The sequence below is a fragment of the Heliomicrobium sulfidophilum genome, from assembly GCF_057715735.1.
Genome location: NZ_JBVTZZ010000004.1, coordinates 20,662 through 36,264 on the forward strand (window position 1 = coordinate 20,662; position 15,603 = coordinate 36,264).

Consider the following 15,603-nt stretch of genomic DNA (forward strand, 5'->3'; position numbering starts at 1 on the left):
AGGGTTTTTTTTGGCCGTTTATGAAATTCTTAAATTGGGTGATCCCGTGTTGCGCGAAAAGGCGAAGCCGGTCACTCGCTTCAACAGCAACCTGGGCCGGCTGATTGACGATATGTTCGATACGATGGCGGCGGCTCACGGCGTGGGCCTCGCAGCGCCTCAGATCGGCATCAGCAAGCGCGTCTGTGTTGTCGAAGTGGGCAAGCGCCGCCTTGAGTTGGTCAACCCTGAGATCGTCGAAGCCGAGGGCGAACAGTGTGACGCCGAAGGCTGTCTCTCGATTCCCGATTACACCGGCAAAGTGAAGCGATTCCGGCGGGTCCGTGTCAAAGCCCAAGACCGCAACGGCGAAGAGTATACCGTTGAGGGGACAGACCTGCTCGCTGTCGCCTTCCAGCATGAAATCGACCACCTGGACGGGATCCTCTTTGTCGACCGCGTTGACCAAGACGAGCCGGAGGAGTGACTGGCCCATGCGAATCGTCTTTATGGGGACGCCCGACTTTGCTGTCCCTACCCTAGAAGCGATTGTAGCGGCCGGTCATCGGGTGGTCCTTGTGGTCACCCGGCCGGACCGCCCTCGGGGGCGCGGTCAAAAAGCGCAACCGAGTCCCGTCAAGGAGGCGGCCCTGCGGTTAGGCATCCCCGTCGATCATCCCGTCCGGTTGGACGACGACTTTGTGCAAAAGTTGAAGGAATTGGGTGTCGAAGCCGGGGTGGTAGCCGCTTTCGGGCGGATCCTGCCGCCTCGGGTGCTGAACGCTTTTCCCCAGCGATGGATCAATGTGCATGCCTCTTTGTTGCCGAAGTACCGAGGTGCGGCGCCGATTCACCGGGCTGTTATCGACGGGGAAAAGGAGACTGGCATCACGACGATGCTGATGAGCGAGGGTCTCGATGAAGGGGACATGCTATTGAAGCGTTCCCTGCCCATCGGCCCCGATGATACGACCGGTCGAATCCATGACGCCTTGGCCGAACTGGGGGCCGATCTGCTGGTGGATACGCTGGCGGCGATGGAAGGGGGCTTTTTGCAGCCCCAGTCCCAGGACCATGGTCAAGCGACCTATGCGCCCATGTTGACCCGCGATGATGAGCAGGTCGACTGGAGCGCTTCCGCCGAGGCGGTCCACAACCGGGTGCGCGGGATGAACCCCTGGCCGGGCGCTTTTACCGTCGATGACGGGAAGATCCTGAAGATCCTGCGGGGGCGCCTGCGCCAGGAGGGGTTGTCGCTCCCTTTGTCTGGCCCGTCTGGAGCTTTCGGCGCATCAGGCTCTGCTGACCTGTCAGGGTCGTCCGCCTTGGCCGGTTTTCCGAATTCGTCGATCCAGCCCGGCGAGATCCTCCAGATCGCTGGCGATGAGGTGGCGGTTGCCACTGGCGACGGTGTGTACTGGCTGGCCGAGGTTCGCCCCGCTGGCGGCAAAACGATGGCCGCCGGGGCTTATGCGCGGGGACGCCGGATGGGACCGGGATCTCGACTCGGCTAAGACAGGGAATGTAAACAGTGGGAGCGTTGGAACCATGCCTATCCGCAAGCGATTGTTCATCGGTCTGATGTTGGCCAGCTTTCTTGCGTTGCTCGCGTTGGCCTTCCTCGGCTGGTATCTGGTCAAGTATCAAAACTACCCCTGGAACAAGGTGCTGATCGGCCTGTTGGGGGTTATCTTTGTCGCTGTCGTGGCCTTGATCGCCTTCGGCATCGGCGGGATGATTTTCTCCATCTGGCAGGATCGCGCTTTTCCTTCTGTCTATCGATGGACGCGGATGGCCGTCAACATCCTCTTTCCCATGGCCCTCGTCATCGCCCGTTTTTTCCGTATCAGCCCGGACCGGTTGAAGAGCAGTTTCATCGAGGTGAGCAATCAACTGGTGCGACTGCGGAAGGTGACTGTTGCGCCGGACAGGCTGATGATCCTGGCGCCCCACTGCCTGCAAAAGACGACCTGCCCCCATAAGATCACCCTCGATATCCACAACTGCAAGCGCTGTGGCGCCTGTCCTGTCCATGACCTGATCGAGCTGACAGACCGCTACGGGGTGAACTTGAACATCGTGTCCGGCGGAACCTGGGCCAGAAAGGCGATCATGGAAAAACGCCCCCAAGCGATTGTGGCCATCGCCTGTGAACGGGATTTGACGAGCGGCATTCAGGATGTCGATTTTCTGCCTGTTCTGGGCATATTGAATGACCGACCTGAGGGACCCTGCTGCAACACCCTGGTCAATATGGGCCGTCTCGAACAGGCGGTGCGCTACTTCCTCTATGATGAACGAGCCGACTGGATCAACAGTAGCGTGATCGGATCGGTCCTGGAAAAATCGGCGATTCCTGAGCGCCGGATGGAGGTATCTTGATGCAGCCATCGCCGAGAGGCGTCGCCCTGGATGTGCTCAACGCCGTCGAAGAACGGAAAGCTTACGCCAACCTGCAGATGGCCCACGCCTTGGAGGTCAGCGCCTTGCAGCGTTTGGACCGCGGGCTCGTATCCGAACTGGTCCTGGGCGTGCTCCGTCGCCAAAATGCCCTCGACTTTGCTCTGGATGGACTGCTCAAGCGTCCCGCCGCTGTGCCCCCTGAGGCGCGCCGGCTGCTGCGGCTTGGCGCCTACCAGATTCTCTTTTTGGACCGCATCCCGGACGCCGTCGCCTGCCACGAGACGGTGGAACTGGCCAAACAATCCGGTCTGGGACGGCTGTCGTCGTTGATCAACGGGGTGTTGCGCCAACTGGTCCGGCGGCGTGACGAAATCTCCTGGCCGCGCTGGGAAGACAAGCCGGTGGAACACCTCACCGTCGTCGAATCCCATCCTGAATGGCTCGTCCGGCGGTGGATGAAACAGTTTGGGGCCGAACGGACCCGAGCGATCTGTCAGGTCAACAACCAACCGGCGGCGGTGTCGCTCCGGGTCAACCGGTTGCGGACTCAGCGGGACGAGTTTTTGCGGCAACTGGCTGAAGCCGGAATGGAGGCCGTCCCTTCGGCGCTGCACGGCGCCGGGGTCCGCCTCGCTTCTGCTTCGGCCGTCACGCGTCTGCCTGGTTTTGCCGAGGGGCTTTTTACCGTTCAGGATGAAAGCTCTATGGTCGTCGCTCCTGTCGTCGACCCACAGCCGGGAGAGACAGTCGTCGACGCTTGTGCCGCACCAGGGGGAAAGACGACTCATATGGCCGAATGGAGCGGCGACAAGGCGACGATCCACTCCTGGGACATCCACCCCCACAAGCTGGGGTTGATCCGCGAAAACTGCCGGCGCCTCGGGATCGGGAGCGTTCAGGTCGAGGCGGTCGACGCCCGCCAGCCGGCAGAGATCTTGCAGAGCAAGGTGGATCGCCTGCTCTTGGATGCGCCTTGCAGCGGCCTCGGCGTCTTGCGGCGCAAGCCAGAGCTGCGCTACCGCATCTCGGAAACAGACCTTGTCCGGTTGCAAGCGTTGCAGCGCGAACTGCTGGATGGGGTTGCCCCGCTGGTCAAGCCGGGGGGCGTCCTTGTCTATTCCACCTGCACCATCGAGCCGGAAGAAAACTTTCAGCAGGTGAAAGATTTTCTGCAGCGTCATCCCGATTTTTCCGCTGATGATGTGTCGCCCTTTTTGCCGGAACTGGATTACACGGAAGAAGAGAGACGGCAGACGGCCAAAGGATACATGCAGATCCTGCCCCATCGCTTTCATACGGACGGGTTCTTCGTGGCCCGGTTAAGGAGGCGGTCTTGACGTTGAGAGAACCTGTGTCAGAGGTGAAGACGGAGCGGAACGGGACGTTGACAGAACAGCAGGAAGCACAGCTGACAGATCTGCGCGGCCTCTTTCCCGAAGAGATTGCAGCCCTGCTAAAAGCTTGGGGTCAGCCGCCCTTCCGGGGCAAGCAGGTCTTTAAGTGGCTTCAGAACCGGGCCGTCCGTGAGGCCGCTGAGATGACCGACCTGCCTCAAACGCTGCGGACCAGGGTGGAGGAAGCGGGTTGGCTCCAGCCTCTCGCCCTGGAACGGCGCCGGGTCGCCCGGGACGGCACGGAGAAATACCTCTGGCGTCTGGCCGACGGGGAATTGATCGAGTCGGTCCTCATGCCCTACCGGCGGGCGCAGACCCGTGACCGGGTGACGGTCTGCCTCTCGACGCAGGCTGGCTGTGCATTGGGTTGCCGCTTTTGCGCCACTGGTCAGCAGGGGTTTCGCCGGAACCTGACGGCGGCGGAGATCGTCGGCCAGGTGCTGGACATCACCTATGATCAGCGCCGGGAAGATCCCGAGTTTAAGGTGACCAATCTCGTTTTCATGGGGATGGGCGAGCCCTTCTTGAATTATGACAATGTACGCCGGGCAATCGGGCTCTTCACCCATCCGGAGGGGCAAGCCATCGGCCAGCGCCGGATTACCGTCTCCACAGCCGGTATCGTGCCCGGCATCGACCGCTTCGCCGGCGAGGACTGGGAAGTGAACCTGGCCCTGTCGCTCCACGCCGCCGATGACAAACAGCGCAGCGAGTGGATGCCAGTGAACGAGCGCTTTCCGCTGGCCCAGGTCTTGGAGGCCTGCCGATGCTACTGGGAGAAGACGCGGCGGCGATTGTCCGTGGAGTATGCCTTGATGGCCGGCGTCAATGACCGGCCCGAGGATGCCCGGCGTTTGGGGTCGCTCTTCAAGGGTTGGCCCATCCACTTGAACCTGATTCCCGTCAACGCCGTCGCCGGAACGGGCGCCCGGCGGCCGGAGCGGGAACCGACAGAGCGCTTTCTGGCGGAACTGCGTCGCTGGGGGGTTGACGCCGTCATCCGTGAAGAGAGAGGGCAGGATATCGAGGCGGCCTGCGGGCAACTGCGCGGGGCTGCCAGGGGGGAGGGGAAGGCATGAACGTCATTGCCCGCACCGATAGGGGGCGTGTGCGGCCGACCAACGAAGACAGCCACTGGTGTGATGCGGCCCAAGGACTCTTCCTGGTCGCTGATGGGATGGGCGGTCATGAGGCGGGAGAGGTGGCCAGCGCTCTGGCTGTGGAAGCCTTCGCCGCCCATTGGCGTGAAACAGAGGGGCAAGGGGAGCCGGGCGGCCGCATGGAGGCCGCTTGCCGGGAGGCAAACCGGCGGATCTACCAGGAATCGCTGATCCATCCCAAGTGGGCCGGCATGGGTACGACCCTCACCGCAGCCCACCTAACGGCGTCGACGCTGACGGTGGCCCATGTGGGCGATAGCCGGGCCTATCTCTGCCATAACGGTCAGGTCCGCCTGCTAACGCGGGATCACTCCCTGGTGGAGGAGATGGTCCGCCTCGGCAAAATCACCGAAGCCGAGGCCCAGGCTCACCCGCAGCGCAACATCATCACCCGCGCCTTGGGCACTCGCGACGATGTGCAGGTCGATGTGGCGACAGCGCCCTGGGCGGCGCGGGATCTCTTGCTCCTCTGCACCGACGGTCTGTCCAACCTGGTGACGGCCGAGGAGATGGGCCGGCTCTTCGACCCCAACGCCGCGTTTCCCTATCAACGGGAAGCGTTGGAACGGATTGCTGACGCCATGATGAATCTGGCCCTGGAACGGGGCGGTTACGACAATGTCACTTTCCTGATCATTTGGCAAGAGGAAGGTGAGGGGTGGCAGGCATGATCGGACGCATCTTCGGCAATCGATATGAAATTATCGAACGATTGGGCGGCGGCGGCATGGCTCAGGTGTTTAAAGGCTGGGATCGGTCGCTCCAGCGAGCCGTCACCGTCAAGATCCTCCGCGAAAACCTCTGCTCTGACGAAGAGTTTGTCCGCCGCTTCCAGCGGGAAGCCCAGGCGGTGGCCGGTTTGTCTCATCCCAACATCGTCAATGTCTATGACGTGGGCCGTGAGGGCGAGACCGACTACATAGTGATGGAGTTCATCGACGGGCCGACGCTGAAAGAGGTCATCCGCAGCCGGGCGCCTTTGCCGCCTGAGGAGGCTGTCGATCTGGCCAAGCAGATCTGTGACGCCCTCGAACACGCTCATGAGCGCGGGATCATCCATCGAGACATCAAGCCCCACAACATCCTCTTGACCCGGACGGGACGGGTGAAGGTGACCGATTTCGGCATCGCCCGGTCCATCACCCAGAACACGATGACCATGGATCGTTCCATCGTTGGTTCCGTCCACTACCTGTCGCCGGAACAGGCGCGGGGACTTCCCGTTGACGAAAAATCGGACATTTACGCCCTCGGCGTCGTCATGTACGAACTGTTGAGCGGCCAGGTGCCCTTTCAAGGGGAGACGCCCATCGCAGTGGCCCTCCAGCAGATCCAGCAGCAGCCCCAGGCGTTGACGGCGATCAACAACCGCATTCCTCCGTCGCTGGAGCAGGTGGTGCTGCGGGCAATGGAGAAGGAGCCGGCCCGACGCTACCGGAACGCCCGGGCACTCCGGCAAGACCTGGATCGTGTCGTCACCGGCCAGGCGATCGCCCGTTTGCCCGATGTCGATGACGACAGCCCGACGGTTCGCCTTGATGGTGTGGCGGCGGCTCGTTTGGACGCCGGATATGGGGTGATCGAGCGCGAAGAATCCCTGAAAGAGGCCCAGCGATCAAGTCAAGGAAAAAACAAGCGGTCCTGGACCCTCTGGGCCGTGGGGCTGCTGGCGGCCGTGTTGCTGCTAGCCGCTTTGACCTTCGCCTGGACGCGCTATATGAGCGTGCCAGAGGTGACCGTGCCGAAGGTAAAAGGGATGCGGCTCACCGATGCGCTGGAACGCTTGGACAAGCTGGGGTTGCATGCCGAGCACACCTATGTCTTTGACAACGCCAACGCCCAGATCGTCATCGCTCAGGATCCGGAGGAAAACCAGGTCGTCAAGCAAAACAAGGTCATCAAACTGACCGTCAGCCAGGGACCGAAGCTGCTTCGCGTTCCCACTGTGACGGGCAAACCGCAGCGCGATGCCTTGGTGGCGCTCCAGGACGCCAACTTCAAGGTCAAGATAGAAGAGGTCTTTGACGAGGCGCCTGCCGGGACGGTGATCAACCAGTCCCCGGCAGCCAATTCAGAACAACCGGGAGAGACTGTCATTCAACTGACCGTCAGCAAGGGACCTGAAACGAAGGCCGTCATGCCCCCCCTGGTGGGGAGTAAACTTCAGGAAGCCCAGAAACAATTGGAGCCGCTGAAGATCGATCTGACATTGAAGCTTCAGGAGAACGCCACCCTGCCAGCCTGGACGATCCTCGCCCAGGAGCCGCCCCCCAATGCGCCGCTCAAGGCGGGCGAGCCGGTCACACTGACCTACAGCATCCCGCCAGCGAACGCCTCGCCGGCCAGCCCCGTCAAATCTTCGGTGCGGGTTTATGTCCCCAATGACGGCAAGGAGCATATGGTGCGCATCGTCTTCCTCGACGAGCGGGGCGCCCAGAAGGAGTTCTATAACCAGCGGCACAAGGCCGGCGAAGTCGTCAGCCAGGAGGTCACCACGACTGGCAAGGGGACGGTCCAGGCTTTCGTAGACACCACGGTGGCCTGGGAGCGCAAGGTGGAGTAAAGGTGGAGCAATGGAGGAGCCTTCTTTGAACCAAAGGGAGACGGAAGGAACGATCATCAAAGGATACAGCGGTTTTTACTACGTCCTCGCCGGAGGCCGTCTGTACACCTGCTCCTTGCGGGGGAAGTTTCGCCTAAAAGGCGATGACCGCGTCTTTTTGCCGGGCGACCGGGTGCGCATAAGCGTTCTCGAAGGGGAAAAGGGGGTCATTGAAGCGGTGCTGCCGCGGCGGAACGAACTGCTGCGGCCGCCGGTGGCCAATGTGGACCAGGTGCTCTTGGTCTTCGCCCTGGCGTCGCCTGACCCTGATTTCGTCCTCGTCGACCGCTTGCTCGTCCTGGCGGCTCACGCCGGCATCCGGCCTGTCCTCGTCTGGAACAAGGCTGATATCGCGCCGCCAGGACGGGTGGACCAGGTCCAGGCGCTCTGCAGCGCTGTCGGTATTGACCAGTTTGTCCTTTCGGCACGGCAGGGCGAGCATCTAGAAGGCTTGCAGACTTTGCTGGAGGGGCGCATCTCGGTCGTCGCCGGCCCGTCGGGTGCGGGCAAATCAACCCTGCTCAACGCCCTCGCGCCGGGCCTTTCCCTGAAAACAGGCGAGGTGAGCGCCAAGATCGGCCGCGGACGCCACACGACTCGCCATGTGGAGTTGATCCAACTCACGTCGGGCGCCCTCGTCGCCGACACGCCGGGCTTTTCGACGTTGTATCTGCCCGATGTGTCATCCCAGGATTTGTCGGAGTTTTTCCCCGAGATGGCGCCTCATCTCGGCTGTTGCCGCTTTACGAGCTGCCTGCACCGGACAGAGCCGGACTGCGCCGTCATCGCCGCCGTTCAGGCGGGGGAGATCGACCGGCAGCGCTATGACCACTACCTGATGTTCCTGAATGAATTGATCGAGCGGGAACGGCAGGCCCCGAAAGGAAGAAAAACATGACGATCAAGATTGCCCCGTCGATCCTGTCTGCTGACTTCGCCAACCTGGGCGCCCAGGTGGCCGCTGTGGAAGCAGGCGGCGCCGAATACCTGCACATCGACGTGATGGACGGCCACTTCGTGCCCAATATCACCATCGGTCCCCTCGTCGTAGCGGCGCTGCGGGAGCGAAGCCGGATGGTCTTTGACACCCACCTGATGATCGAATCGCCCGACAAATATATCGCCGATTTCATCCAGGCCGGCTCCGACCTGATCACGGTCCACCAGGAGGTTTGCGTCCACCTGCACCGCACCCTGTCGCTGATCAAGGAAAAGGGCGCCCGGGTCGGCGTGGCCCTCAACCCGGCCACGCCCTGGCAGAGCCTGTCCTGTGTGCTGCCCCTGATCGATCTCGTCCTGGTCATGTCCGTCAATCCCGGCTTTGGCGGCCAGAAGTTCATCGCCGGCACCTTGCCGAAGATTGAGGAATTAGCGCGCTGCCGCCAGGAACAGGGCCTTAGCTTCGAGATCCAGGTCGACGGCGGTGTCAACCGGACGACAGCGCCCCAGGTCGTAAAGGCAGGCGCTGATGTGCTGGTGGCCGGTTCAGCCCTCTTCGGCGCTCCTGATCCCCAGGCTGAGGTGGCCCAACTCCGGGCTGCGGCGCTGTCCCGTTGATCCCCCTTTGACAGGATTCGCAACGGTTGGTATAATCGAATCTGCAATCAAAAGCACAATCGAATCGGTGTTTTCCTTGGGGTTGGGTGCAATTCCCTACCGGCGGTAGAGCCCGCGAGCCCTTCGGGGCAGATCCGGTGTGATTCCGGAGCCGACAGTGACAGTCTGGATGGGAAAGGGAAACGAAGAGGCGGCTGATTTTTCGCAGCCTGTCCTTGCTTTGTCCTGCCGCGTTGGCCTCGGTCAAAGTGTTGTTTCTGTATCCCCGGGGAAACTAACCCCGGGGTTTTTCGTTTTCCGGAGATGGGTGGTGTTGTGTTGAATTCGGAAGATCAGGCCTTTATGGCCCGCGCCCTAGAACTTGCCGCTTTGGCCCTGGGCCGGACAAGTCCGAACCCGGTCGTGGGGTCGGTGATCACTCAAGGGGGGCGCATTGTCGGGGAAGGCTATCACCAGAAAGCCGGGACGCCCCATGCCGAGGTCCACGCCTTGCGCCAGGCCGGCGAAGCCGCCTGCGGCGGAACCCTCTATGTAACCCTTGAACCTTGTAATCATCATGGTCGGACCCCGCCCTGCACCGAGGCGATCATCGCCGCCGGCATCGGCCGTGTTGTGGCTGCTGTGCCCGATCCCAACCCCCAGGTGGCAGGCCAAGGTTTCGCCCGACTTCGGGAAGCCGGCATCGACGTGGAAGTGGGGGTGATGGCGGAGGAGGCCATCGCCATCAATCAACCCTTTTTCACCTGGGCGACGCGCAAGCGTCCTTGGGTGCTGCTCAAATGGGCTATGACAGCCGACGGCAAGATCGCCGCCGCCTCAGGCGACAGCCGCTGGGTCAGCGGGCCGGCGGCGCGGCGGAAGGTCCATGAGTGGCGAGACCGCCTCGATGGCATCTTAGTCGGCATCGGCACGGTGCTGGCTGATGACCCCGAACTGACCGTCCGGCTTGGGGAAAACACCTCCACCTGCAACCCCGTCCGCATCATCGTCGACAGCCAGGGGCGGACGCCGCTGACGGCCAGGGTTCTATCACCGGAGGCGAGGACGGTCATCGCCGTCACGGGCGCGGCGCCGGCGGCGCGGCGCCAGGCGCTGGAGCAGGCCGGAGCGAAGGTGCTCTGCTGCCCGTCAGACCCTGCCGGACGGGTGGACCTGTCCTATCTTTTGAACGAACTCGCCCGCGATAGCGTCACATCCCTTCTGGTGGAAGGGGGAACTCGCATCCATGGCGCCTTTTTGGACGCTAACCTGGCCGATCAAGTCGCCATCTTCGTCGCGCCGAAGATCGTCGGCGGTGAGGGGGCGCCATCGCCCGTCGGCGGGACAGGAGCAGCCCTGATGGGGGAAGCCCGACCTTTGCGTAAATGCGCCATGACCCCGGTCGGCGACGACTGGCTGCTGGAAGGGGTCTTGCAGGAGGTGAGGCCATGTTTACCGGGATTGTAGAAGAACTCGGTGTCGTCCGGGCCATCGCCCGGGGCGCCCGCTCCGCCAAGCTTGAGATTGAAGCGAAGACGGTCGTCGAAGATGTGAAGCTCGGTGATTCCATCGCTGTCAACGGCGCCTGCCTCACCGTTGTCCGCTTCGACGGCAACGGCTTTACCGCCGATGTGATGGCCGAGACCCTCGACCGAACCGCCCTTTCCGAACTGCGGCCCGGGCACCGGGTCAACCTGGAGCGGGCTGTCCGCGCCGGCGACCGCCTCGGCGGCCATATCGTCTCCGGCCATGTGGACGCCGTCGGCGTCATCCGGGGACAGGAGCGCGTTGACATCGCCGTCGTGACAGAGATCACCGCCCCGCCGGAATTGTTGCGCTATGTCATCCCGAAGGGTTCCATCGCCATCGATGGCATCAGCCTGACGGTCGTCGATGTTTATGACGCCGCCTTCACCGTCTCCCTGATCCCCCATACGGCCGGTCTGACGACGCTGGGCTTGAAGAAGCCCGGCCAGAAGGTCAACCTGGAGGCTGATGTCATCGGCAAGTATGTAGAGCGCCTGCTCACCGGCAGGATTCCTTCCGCCGAGGCGGGCCGCGCCGGCTCAGGGGATGCTGCAGCGGGAGGAAGAGGATCCCGGTTGACCCGCGAGTTTTTGCTGGAAAATGGATATTAAAAGAGGTGAGTCCCTTGGCATTTAGCACGATTGAGGAAGCCCTGCAGGACATCCGCGACGGCCGCATGATCATCGTCGTCGACGACGAGGACCGGGAGAATGAAGGCGACCTGCTGATGGCGGCGGAAAAGGCGACGCCGGAGGCGATCAACTTCATGGCCACCTTTGGACGCGGTCTGATCTGTGTCCCCATGACCGGGGAGCGGCTCGACGCCCTGGAGATCCACGCCATGGTGCGCGATAACACAGACCGTATGCAGACGGCCTTCACCGTCTCTGTCGATGCCACCACCTGCACCACCGGCATCTCTGCGTATGAGCGCCACCAGACGATCCACACCCTCCTGGACGCCAAGACGAAGCCCGAGGACCTGCGCAAGCCGGGCCACATCTTCCCGCTGCGCGCCCGTGAGGGCGGCGTGCTCCTGCGGGCAGGGCACACGGAAGCCGCCGTCGACCTGGCGCGGATGGCGGGCCTCTACCCGGCCGGCGTCATCTGCGAGATCATGGCGGACGACGGCACCATGGCCCGGGTCCCTGAACTGCTCCCCTTTGCGGAAAAACATAACCTGAAGATCATCACCATCGCCGATCTGATCGAGTACCGCCGCCGGACGGAAAAACTGATCCGGCGTGTGGAGACGATCAAACTGCCCACCAAGTACGGCGATTTTACGGCTGTCGCCTATGAGAGCCTCCTCGACGGCGAAGGCCACCTGGCCATCGTCAAAGGGGATGTGGAAGACGGCGAAAAGCCGGTGCTCGTCCGGGTCCACTCGGAATGCCTCACCGGCGATGTGCTCGGTTCCAAGCGCTGTGACTGCGGCGATCAGTTGGCCAGCGCCCTCCGGCGGATCGAGGAGGAGGGCCGCGGTGTTGTCCTCTACATGCGTCAGGAGGGTCGCGGCATCGGCTTGGTCAACAAGATCCGCGCCTACAAGCTCCAGGACATGGGCGCCGACACGGTGCAGGCCAATGAGATGCTTGGCTTTCCCGCTGACCTGCGCGACTACGGAACGGGCGCTCAGATCCTGGCCGATCTGGGACTAAAAAAGATCCGCCTCATGACCAACAACCCGCGCAAGATCAAAGGATTGGAAGGCTACGGGCTTTCCGTCGTGGAACGGGTGCCTATCGTCATCGACTGTGTCCCCGAAAACGAGCGGTATTTGAAGACGAAGGAAGAGAAACTGGGACACATGCTCTGATGCATTGTGTCTGAGGAAAGTGCCAGATGCGCAGCACCGTCACGTATTTTCTCTAACGGCAATGATATTGAAAAAGGAGTCGAGCCATCATGCCAGGTGCTATCTATGAAGGCCATCTGATCGGCCAAGGTTTGAAAATCGGCATCGTCGTATCCCGTTTTAACGAGTTCATTTCCACCAAACTGCTTGCCGGCGCTCAGGATGCCCTGCTGCGCCATGGCGTTTCCGACCAGGATGTGCAAGTGGCCTGGGTCCCCGGCGCTTTCGAGATCCCTCTGGCGGCCAAAAAGATGACAACCAAAGGCTATGACGCCGTCATCTGTCTCGGCGCCGTCATCCGGGGCGCGACGCCCCACTTCGACTATGTCTGTAGCGAGGTGTCCAAAGGGGTTGCTCAGGTGGGCCTTCAATCGGGCATTCCCACCATCTTCGGGATCCTGACGACAGATACGATCGAGCAGGCCATCGAGCGGGCCGGCACGAAAGCAGGCAACAAGGGCTGGGACGCCGCCATGTCGGCCATCGAGATGGCCAACCTGATGCGCAGTATCGGCGGCTGATCCGATGGCGAGGATTCCATCGGCCATCACCGTGCAGAGCTTGGTGGCCCGGGGGTTTGTGGGCAATTCGGCCGTCATCCCCGGGTTCCTGGCCTGCCGGGTGGAGCCCTATCCTGTTCATACGGTCATGCTCGGCGCCCATGGCGCCGTCCGGCCCCGGCGGGGCGGCGTCATCCCGTCGCCCCTCTTCTACAGCCTGCTGCGCTCCTTGGAGGAAGTGGAGGCTGACCTGGTATTGAGCGGTTACCTCGGTTCGGCTGCACAGGGAGAGATCCTGGCCGAATGGCTCGCTCGCCGGATGGCGGTGAAAGGGCCGATCCCCTACTTGCTCGACCCGGTGCTGGGCGATGATCCCCACGGGCTTTATGTGACGCCGGAGGTCACTGATGTGGTCCGCGAGCGGTTGCTTCCGCTGGCTCAGGTGATCACCCCCAACCCTTTTGAGGTGCTCAAGCTGGCTGGGTTGGATCCGGCGGCAAGGGACCGCGGTGAGACCGTCATCGTGGAGGCGGCTCGTCGCTTGTTGGCAGCAGCGACGGGGATGTGTCCCTTTTCGCCTGCGTCCAGGCTCCAGTGGGTGATCGTCACCGGCTGGCGGCGGGAAAACAACCGAATCTACACCCTTGCGCTGGGGCGGGAGGAGGCCTGGGAAGTTGGCATCGACGCTGTGCCCTGGTCAGCCTACGGCACGGGCGATCTCTTCGCTGCCATCGCAGCGGCCGGGATCTGCCATAACCAGCCTGTTCCCGTCGCATGCGCCGCTGCCGCGCGCGGCGTGGCGGCGGCGCTGGAACAGGCGCAAAGGAATGGCGCTGATACGGTGCTGCCGATCGGGCTACCTGACTTTTATAGCGCTGCTGACAGGGATTTCGGCGCAGTCGACTGCGCTTTGACCCTTGAGCCCTTTCAGGCTTGATTGTTTGAACTGTAGCTTGAAAGCAAAAAGCAAATAGGCTGTTCTAGCCAAACATGCCTCTGTGGCGCAATCGAGAGGCGTAGTGAGGTTAGTGTGCAGCAGTATTGTCAAAAATAGTTTTCTGGATCGGAAAGGAAGACAAGGACGACGATGGGTGACACGAGGAAGGGCGATGAACTGATACGGGCTACGGCTCAGGAGGGCATGGTGCGCTTTATCGGCGCCCGGACGACGGAACTGGTAAACCGGGCCAGGGAAGCGCACGGTACATGGCCTGTGCCGACAGCCGCTCTGGGCCGGGCGTTGACGGCGGCGGCCCTCTTGGGCGCCTTGCAAAAAAACGATGAGAAGATGACCTTGCGTATTCTTGGCGATGGCCCCCTCGGGGCAGTAGTGGCCCAAGGCGACGCCCAGGGGCGGGTGCGCGGCTATGTGCAACATCCCGAACTGGAACTGCCGCCGACGCCGGAAGGGAAGCTTGACGTCGGCGGCGCTGTGGGCCGTCAAGGCCATATCCATGTCACCCGGGACCTGGGTTTGAAAGAGGCCTACACCGGCTCGGCGGAACTGATCTCGGGTGAGATCGCCGAGGACCTGACCCGGTACTTCCTTATCTCCGAGCAGACACCGAGCGCTGTCGCCTTGGGCGTTCTCGTCGATGTGGATGGGTCGGTGACAGCCGCCGGCGGCTACCTGCTCCAACTGATGCCTGGCGCCGATGACGCCATGATCGATCAGTTGGAGGCGCGTATCGCTGCGACCGGCCCCATCAGCCAGTACTGGTCGTCAGGCAAGGGCGTTCGCGATCTGATGGAGGAACTCCTGGAAGGCATGGAACCGAAAGTGGTCGTCTCCTATCAGCCGGAGTTTTTCTGCGGCTGTGACCGGGAGCGCGTCGCCACGTTGCTGAAGAGTCTCGGTGCTGATGAACTGGCCGATATGCGCGATACCCAAGGGGGCGCCGAGGTGCTCTGCCATTTTTGCAGTCAGGCTCACCTCTTCACTCCCGAGGAGTTGCAAGCCTGGGAACAGGAACTGCGCAGTAAAACAGAATAGGTTTTAAAACGCAAAAAGTCCTTTGACCAGATGGTCAAAGGACTTGACGCTTTGGGGTTATCGGCAACCGCAGGGGCCGCGGTTGGTTAGACGGACCGCTGAACTTTGCCCGAACGGAGGCAGCGGGTACAAACATTCAGACGAACAGGCGCACCCTTGACAACCGCGCGAACGCGCTGAAGGTTAGGGGACCAGGTGCGTTTGGTGCGGATGTGGGAGTGACTGACTTGCATCCCCGTTTGAACCCCTTTGCCACAAATGGCGCATTTCCGTGCCATGATTCCACCTCCTTGGGCTCGAAAAAAATCACTATTACAGTCTAACAGATAGATTGCCCTTTGGCAAGATCTTGGACAGAGGGAAAAAGGAATTCTTGTCGACGTTGACGAATAAGATGGCAGGAAGTAAATGATGTTAAGGGGGGGACGACTTGGGAAAGATAACCAAGGACATGTCTTTGATGGCATTGCTCCAGGAATACCCGGAAGCCGGGGAAATCCTGGCCCGGCACGGGATGGGCTGCCTCGGATGCATGGGTTCCGCTACAGAGACGATTGAAGGCGGCGCTCGGATGCACGACATTGACCTCCATGTCCTCCTGGCGGAATTGCAGCGGTTGGAGAGGCAGGGGCCCGCTTGAGGGGCCTTTTT

At 61.9% G+C, this 15,603-nt stretch carries 17 protein-coding genes and 1 riboswitch; of the genes, 16 read left to right on the forward strand and 1 reads right to left on the reverse strand.

Annotation, left to right across the window (positions count from 1 at the left end; translation table 11 throughout):
* The first annotated feature begins 10 nt into the window (after positions 1-10).
* The 15 genes from def (at position 11) to hslO (ending at position 14,952) form a co-directional block, all read left to right on the forward strand.
* Positions 11-466, forward strand: a complete 456-nt coding sequence (def, locus tag AC0CW1_RS01445) for a peptide deformylase (RefSeq protein ID WP_488181343.1) — start codon at positions 11-13, stop codon at positions 464-466.
* Positions 467-473: 7 nt separating this feature from the next.
* On the forward strand, positions 474-1,493 hold the full coding sequence (fmt, locus tag AC0CW1_RS01450) for a methionyl-tRNA formyltransferase (RefSeq protein ID WP_488181344.1): 1,020 nt from the start codon (positions 474-476) through the stop codon (positions 1,491-1,493).
* A 34-nt stretch (positions 1,494-1,527) separates the two neighbouring features.
* The gene (locus AC0CW1_RS01455) at positions 1,528-2,361 is read left to right on the forward strand and encodes a DUF116 domain-containing protein (RefSeq protein WP_488181345.1); all 834 of its coding nucleotides are present in this window, start codon (positions 1,528-1,530) and stop codon (positions 2,359-2,361) included.
* Positions 2,361-3,719 carry a 16S rRNA (cytosine(967)-C(5))-methyltransferase RsmB gene (rsmB, locus tag AC0CW1_RS01460; RefSeq protein ID WP_488181346.1) on the forward strand — a complete coding sequence of 453 codons (1,359 nt, stop codon included), beginning with the start codon at positions 2,361-2,363 and terminating at the stop codon, positions 3,717-3,719. Before AC0CW1_RS01455 ends, rsmB begins: the two co-directional genes overlap by 1 nt.
* Before the next feature lie 2 nt (positions 3,720-3,721).
* Positions 3,722-4,855, forward strand: a complete 1,134-nt coding sequence (rlmN, locus tag AC0CW1_RS01465) for a dual-specificity RNA methyltransferase RlmN (RefSeq protein ID WP_488181347.1) — start codon at positions 3,722-3,724, stop codon at positions 4,853-4,855.
* Positions 4,852-5,607 (forward strand): Stp1/IreP family PP2C-type Ser/Thr phosphatase, encoded by a 756-nt coding sequence (locus AC0CW1_RS01470; RefSeq protein WP_488181348.1) that lies wholly within the window; start codon positions 4,852-4,854, stop codon positions 5,605-5,607. The genes rlmN and AC0CW1_RS01470 overlap by 4 nt, the downstream gene beginning before the upstream one ends.
* Positions 5,604-7,499, forward strand: a complete 1,896-nt coding sequence (pknB, locus tag AC0CW1_RS01475) for a Stk1 family PASTA domain-containing Ser/Thr kinase (protein WP_488182092.1) — start codon at positions 5,604-5,606, stop codon at positions 7,497-7,499. The genes AC0CW1_RS01470 and pknB overlap by 4 nt, the downstream gene beginning before the upstream one ends.
* Positions 7,500-7,524: 25 nt before the next feature.
* Entirely contained in the window at positions 7,525-8,436 is a 912-nt protein-coding gene (gene rsgA / locus AC0CW1_RS01480; protein ID WP_488181349.1) for a ribosome small subunit-dependent GTPase A, read from the forward strand.
* Entirely contained in the window at positions 8,433-9,095 is a 663-nt protein-coding gene (gene rpe / locus AC0CW1_RS01485; protein WP_488181350.1) for a ribulose-phosphate 3-epimerase, read from the forward strand. The genes rsgA and rpe overlap by 4 nt, the downstream gene beginning before the upstream one ends.
* A gap of 68 nt (positions 9,096-9,163) precedes the next feature.
* Positions 9,164-9,280: riboswitch (FMN riboswitch) on the forward strand.
* Positions 9,281-9,410: 130 nt separating this feature from the next.
* Positions 9,411-10,541: a bifunctional diaminohydroxyphosphoribosylaminopyrimidine deaminase/5-amino-6-(5-phosphoribosylamino)uracil reductase RibD gene (gene ribD / locus AC0CW1_RS01490; RefSeq protein ID WP_488181351.1), complete on the forward strand. Its 1,131-nt coding sequence runs from the start codon at positions 9,411-9,413 to the stop codon at positions 10,539-10,541.
* Entirely contained in the window at positions 10,523-11,212 is a 690-nt protein-coding gene (locus tag AC0CW1_RS01495; protein WP_488181352.1) for a riboflavin synthase, read from the forward strand. The genes ribD and AC0CW1_RS01495 overlap by 19 nt, the downstream gene beginning before the upstream one ends.
* Before the next feature lie 14 nt (positions 11,213-11,226).
* Entirely contained in the window at positions 11,227-12,420 is a 1,194-nt protein-coding gene (locus AC0CW1_RS01500) for a bifunctional 3,4-dihydroxy-2-butanone-4-phosphate synthase/GTP cyclohydrolase II (RefSeq protein WP_488181353.1), read from the forward strand.
* Between the two features lie 89 nt (positions 12,421-12,509).
* Positions 12,510-12,980: a 6,7-dimethyl-8-ribityllumazine synthase gene (gene ribH, locus AC0CW1_RS01505; RefSeq protein WP_488181354.1), complete on the forward strand. Its 471-nt coding sequence runs from the start codon at positions 12,510-12,512 to the stop codon at positions 12,978-12,980.
* Positions 12,981-12,984: 4 nt separating this feature from the next.
* Complete coding sequence (locus tag AC0CW1_RS01510) at positions 12,985-13,896, forward strand: bifunctional hydroxymethylpyrimidine kinase/phosphomethylpyrimidine kinase (RefSeq protein WP_488181355.1); 912 nt, start codon at positions 12,985-12,987, stop codon at positions 13,894-13,896.
* 150 nt (positions 13,897-14,046) lie between these two features.
* Positions 14,047-14,952, forward strand: a complete 906-nt coding sequence (gene hslO, locus AC0CW1_RS01515; RefSeq protein WP_488181356.1) for an Hsp33 family molecular chaperone HslO — start codon at positions 14,047-14,049, stop codon at positions 14,950-14,952.
* 86 nt (positions 14,953-15,038) lie between these two features.
* On the opposite strand, the gene rpmB is transcribed toward hslO, so the two are convergent.
* The gene (gene rpmB / locus AC0CW1_RS01520; protein WP_155474739.1) at positions 15,039-15,230 is read right to left on the reverse strand and encodes a 50S ribosomal protein L28; all 192 of its coding nucleotides are present in this window, start codon (positions 15,228-15,230) and stop codon (positions 15,039-15,041) included.
* A gap of 152 nt (positions 15,231-15,382) precedes the next feature.
* Between rpmB and AC0CW1_RS01525 the strand changes: the two genes are divergently transcribed.
* On the forward strand, positions 15,383-15,592 hold the full coding sequence (locus AC0CW1_RS01525; protein ID WP_488181357.1) for a DUF1858 domain-containing protein: 210 nt from the start codon (positions 15,383-15,385) through the stop codon (positions 15,590-15,592).
* Positions 15,593-15,603: the final 11 nt, after the last annotated feature.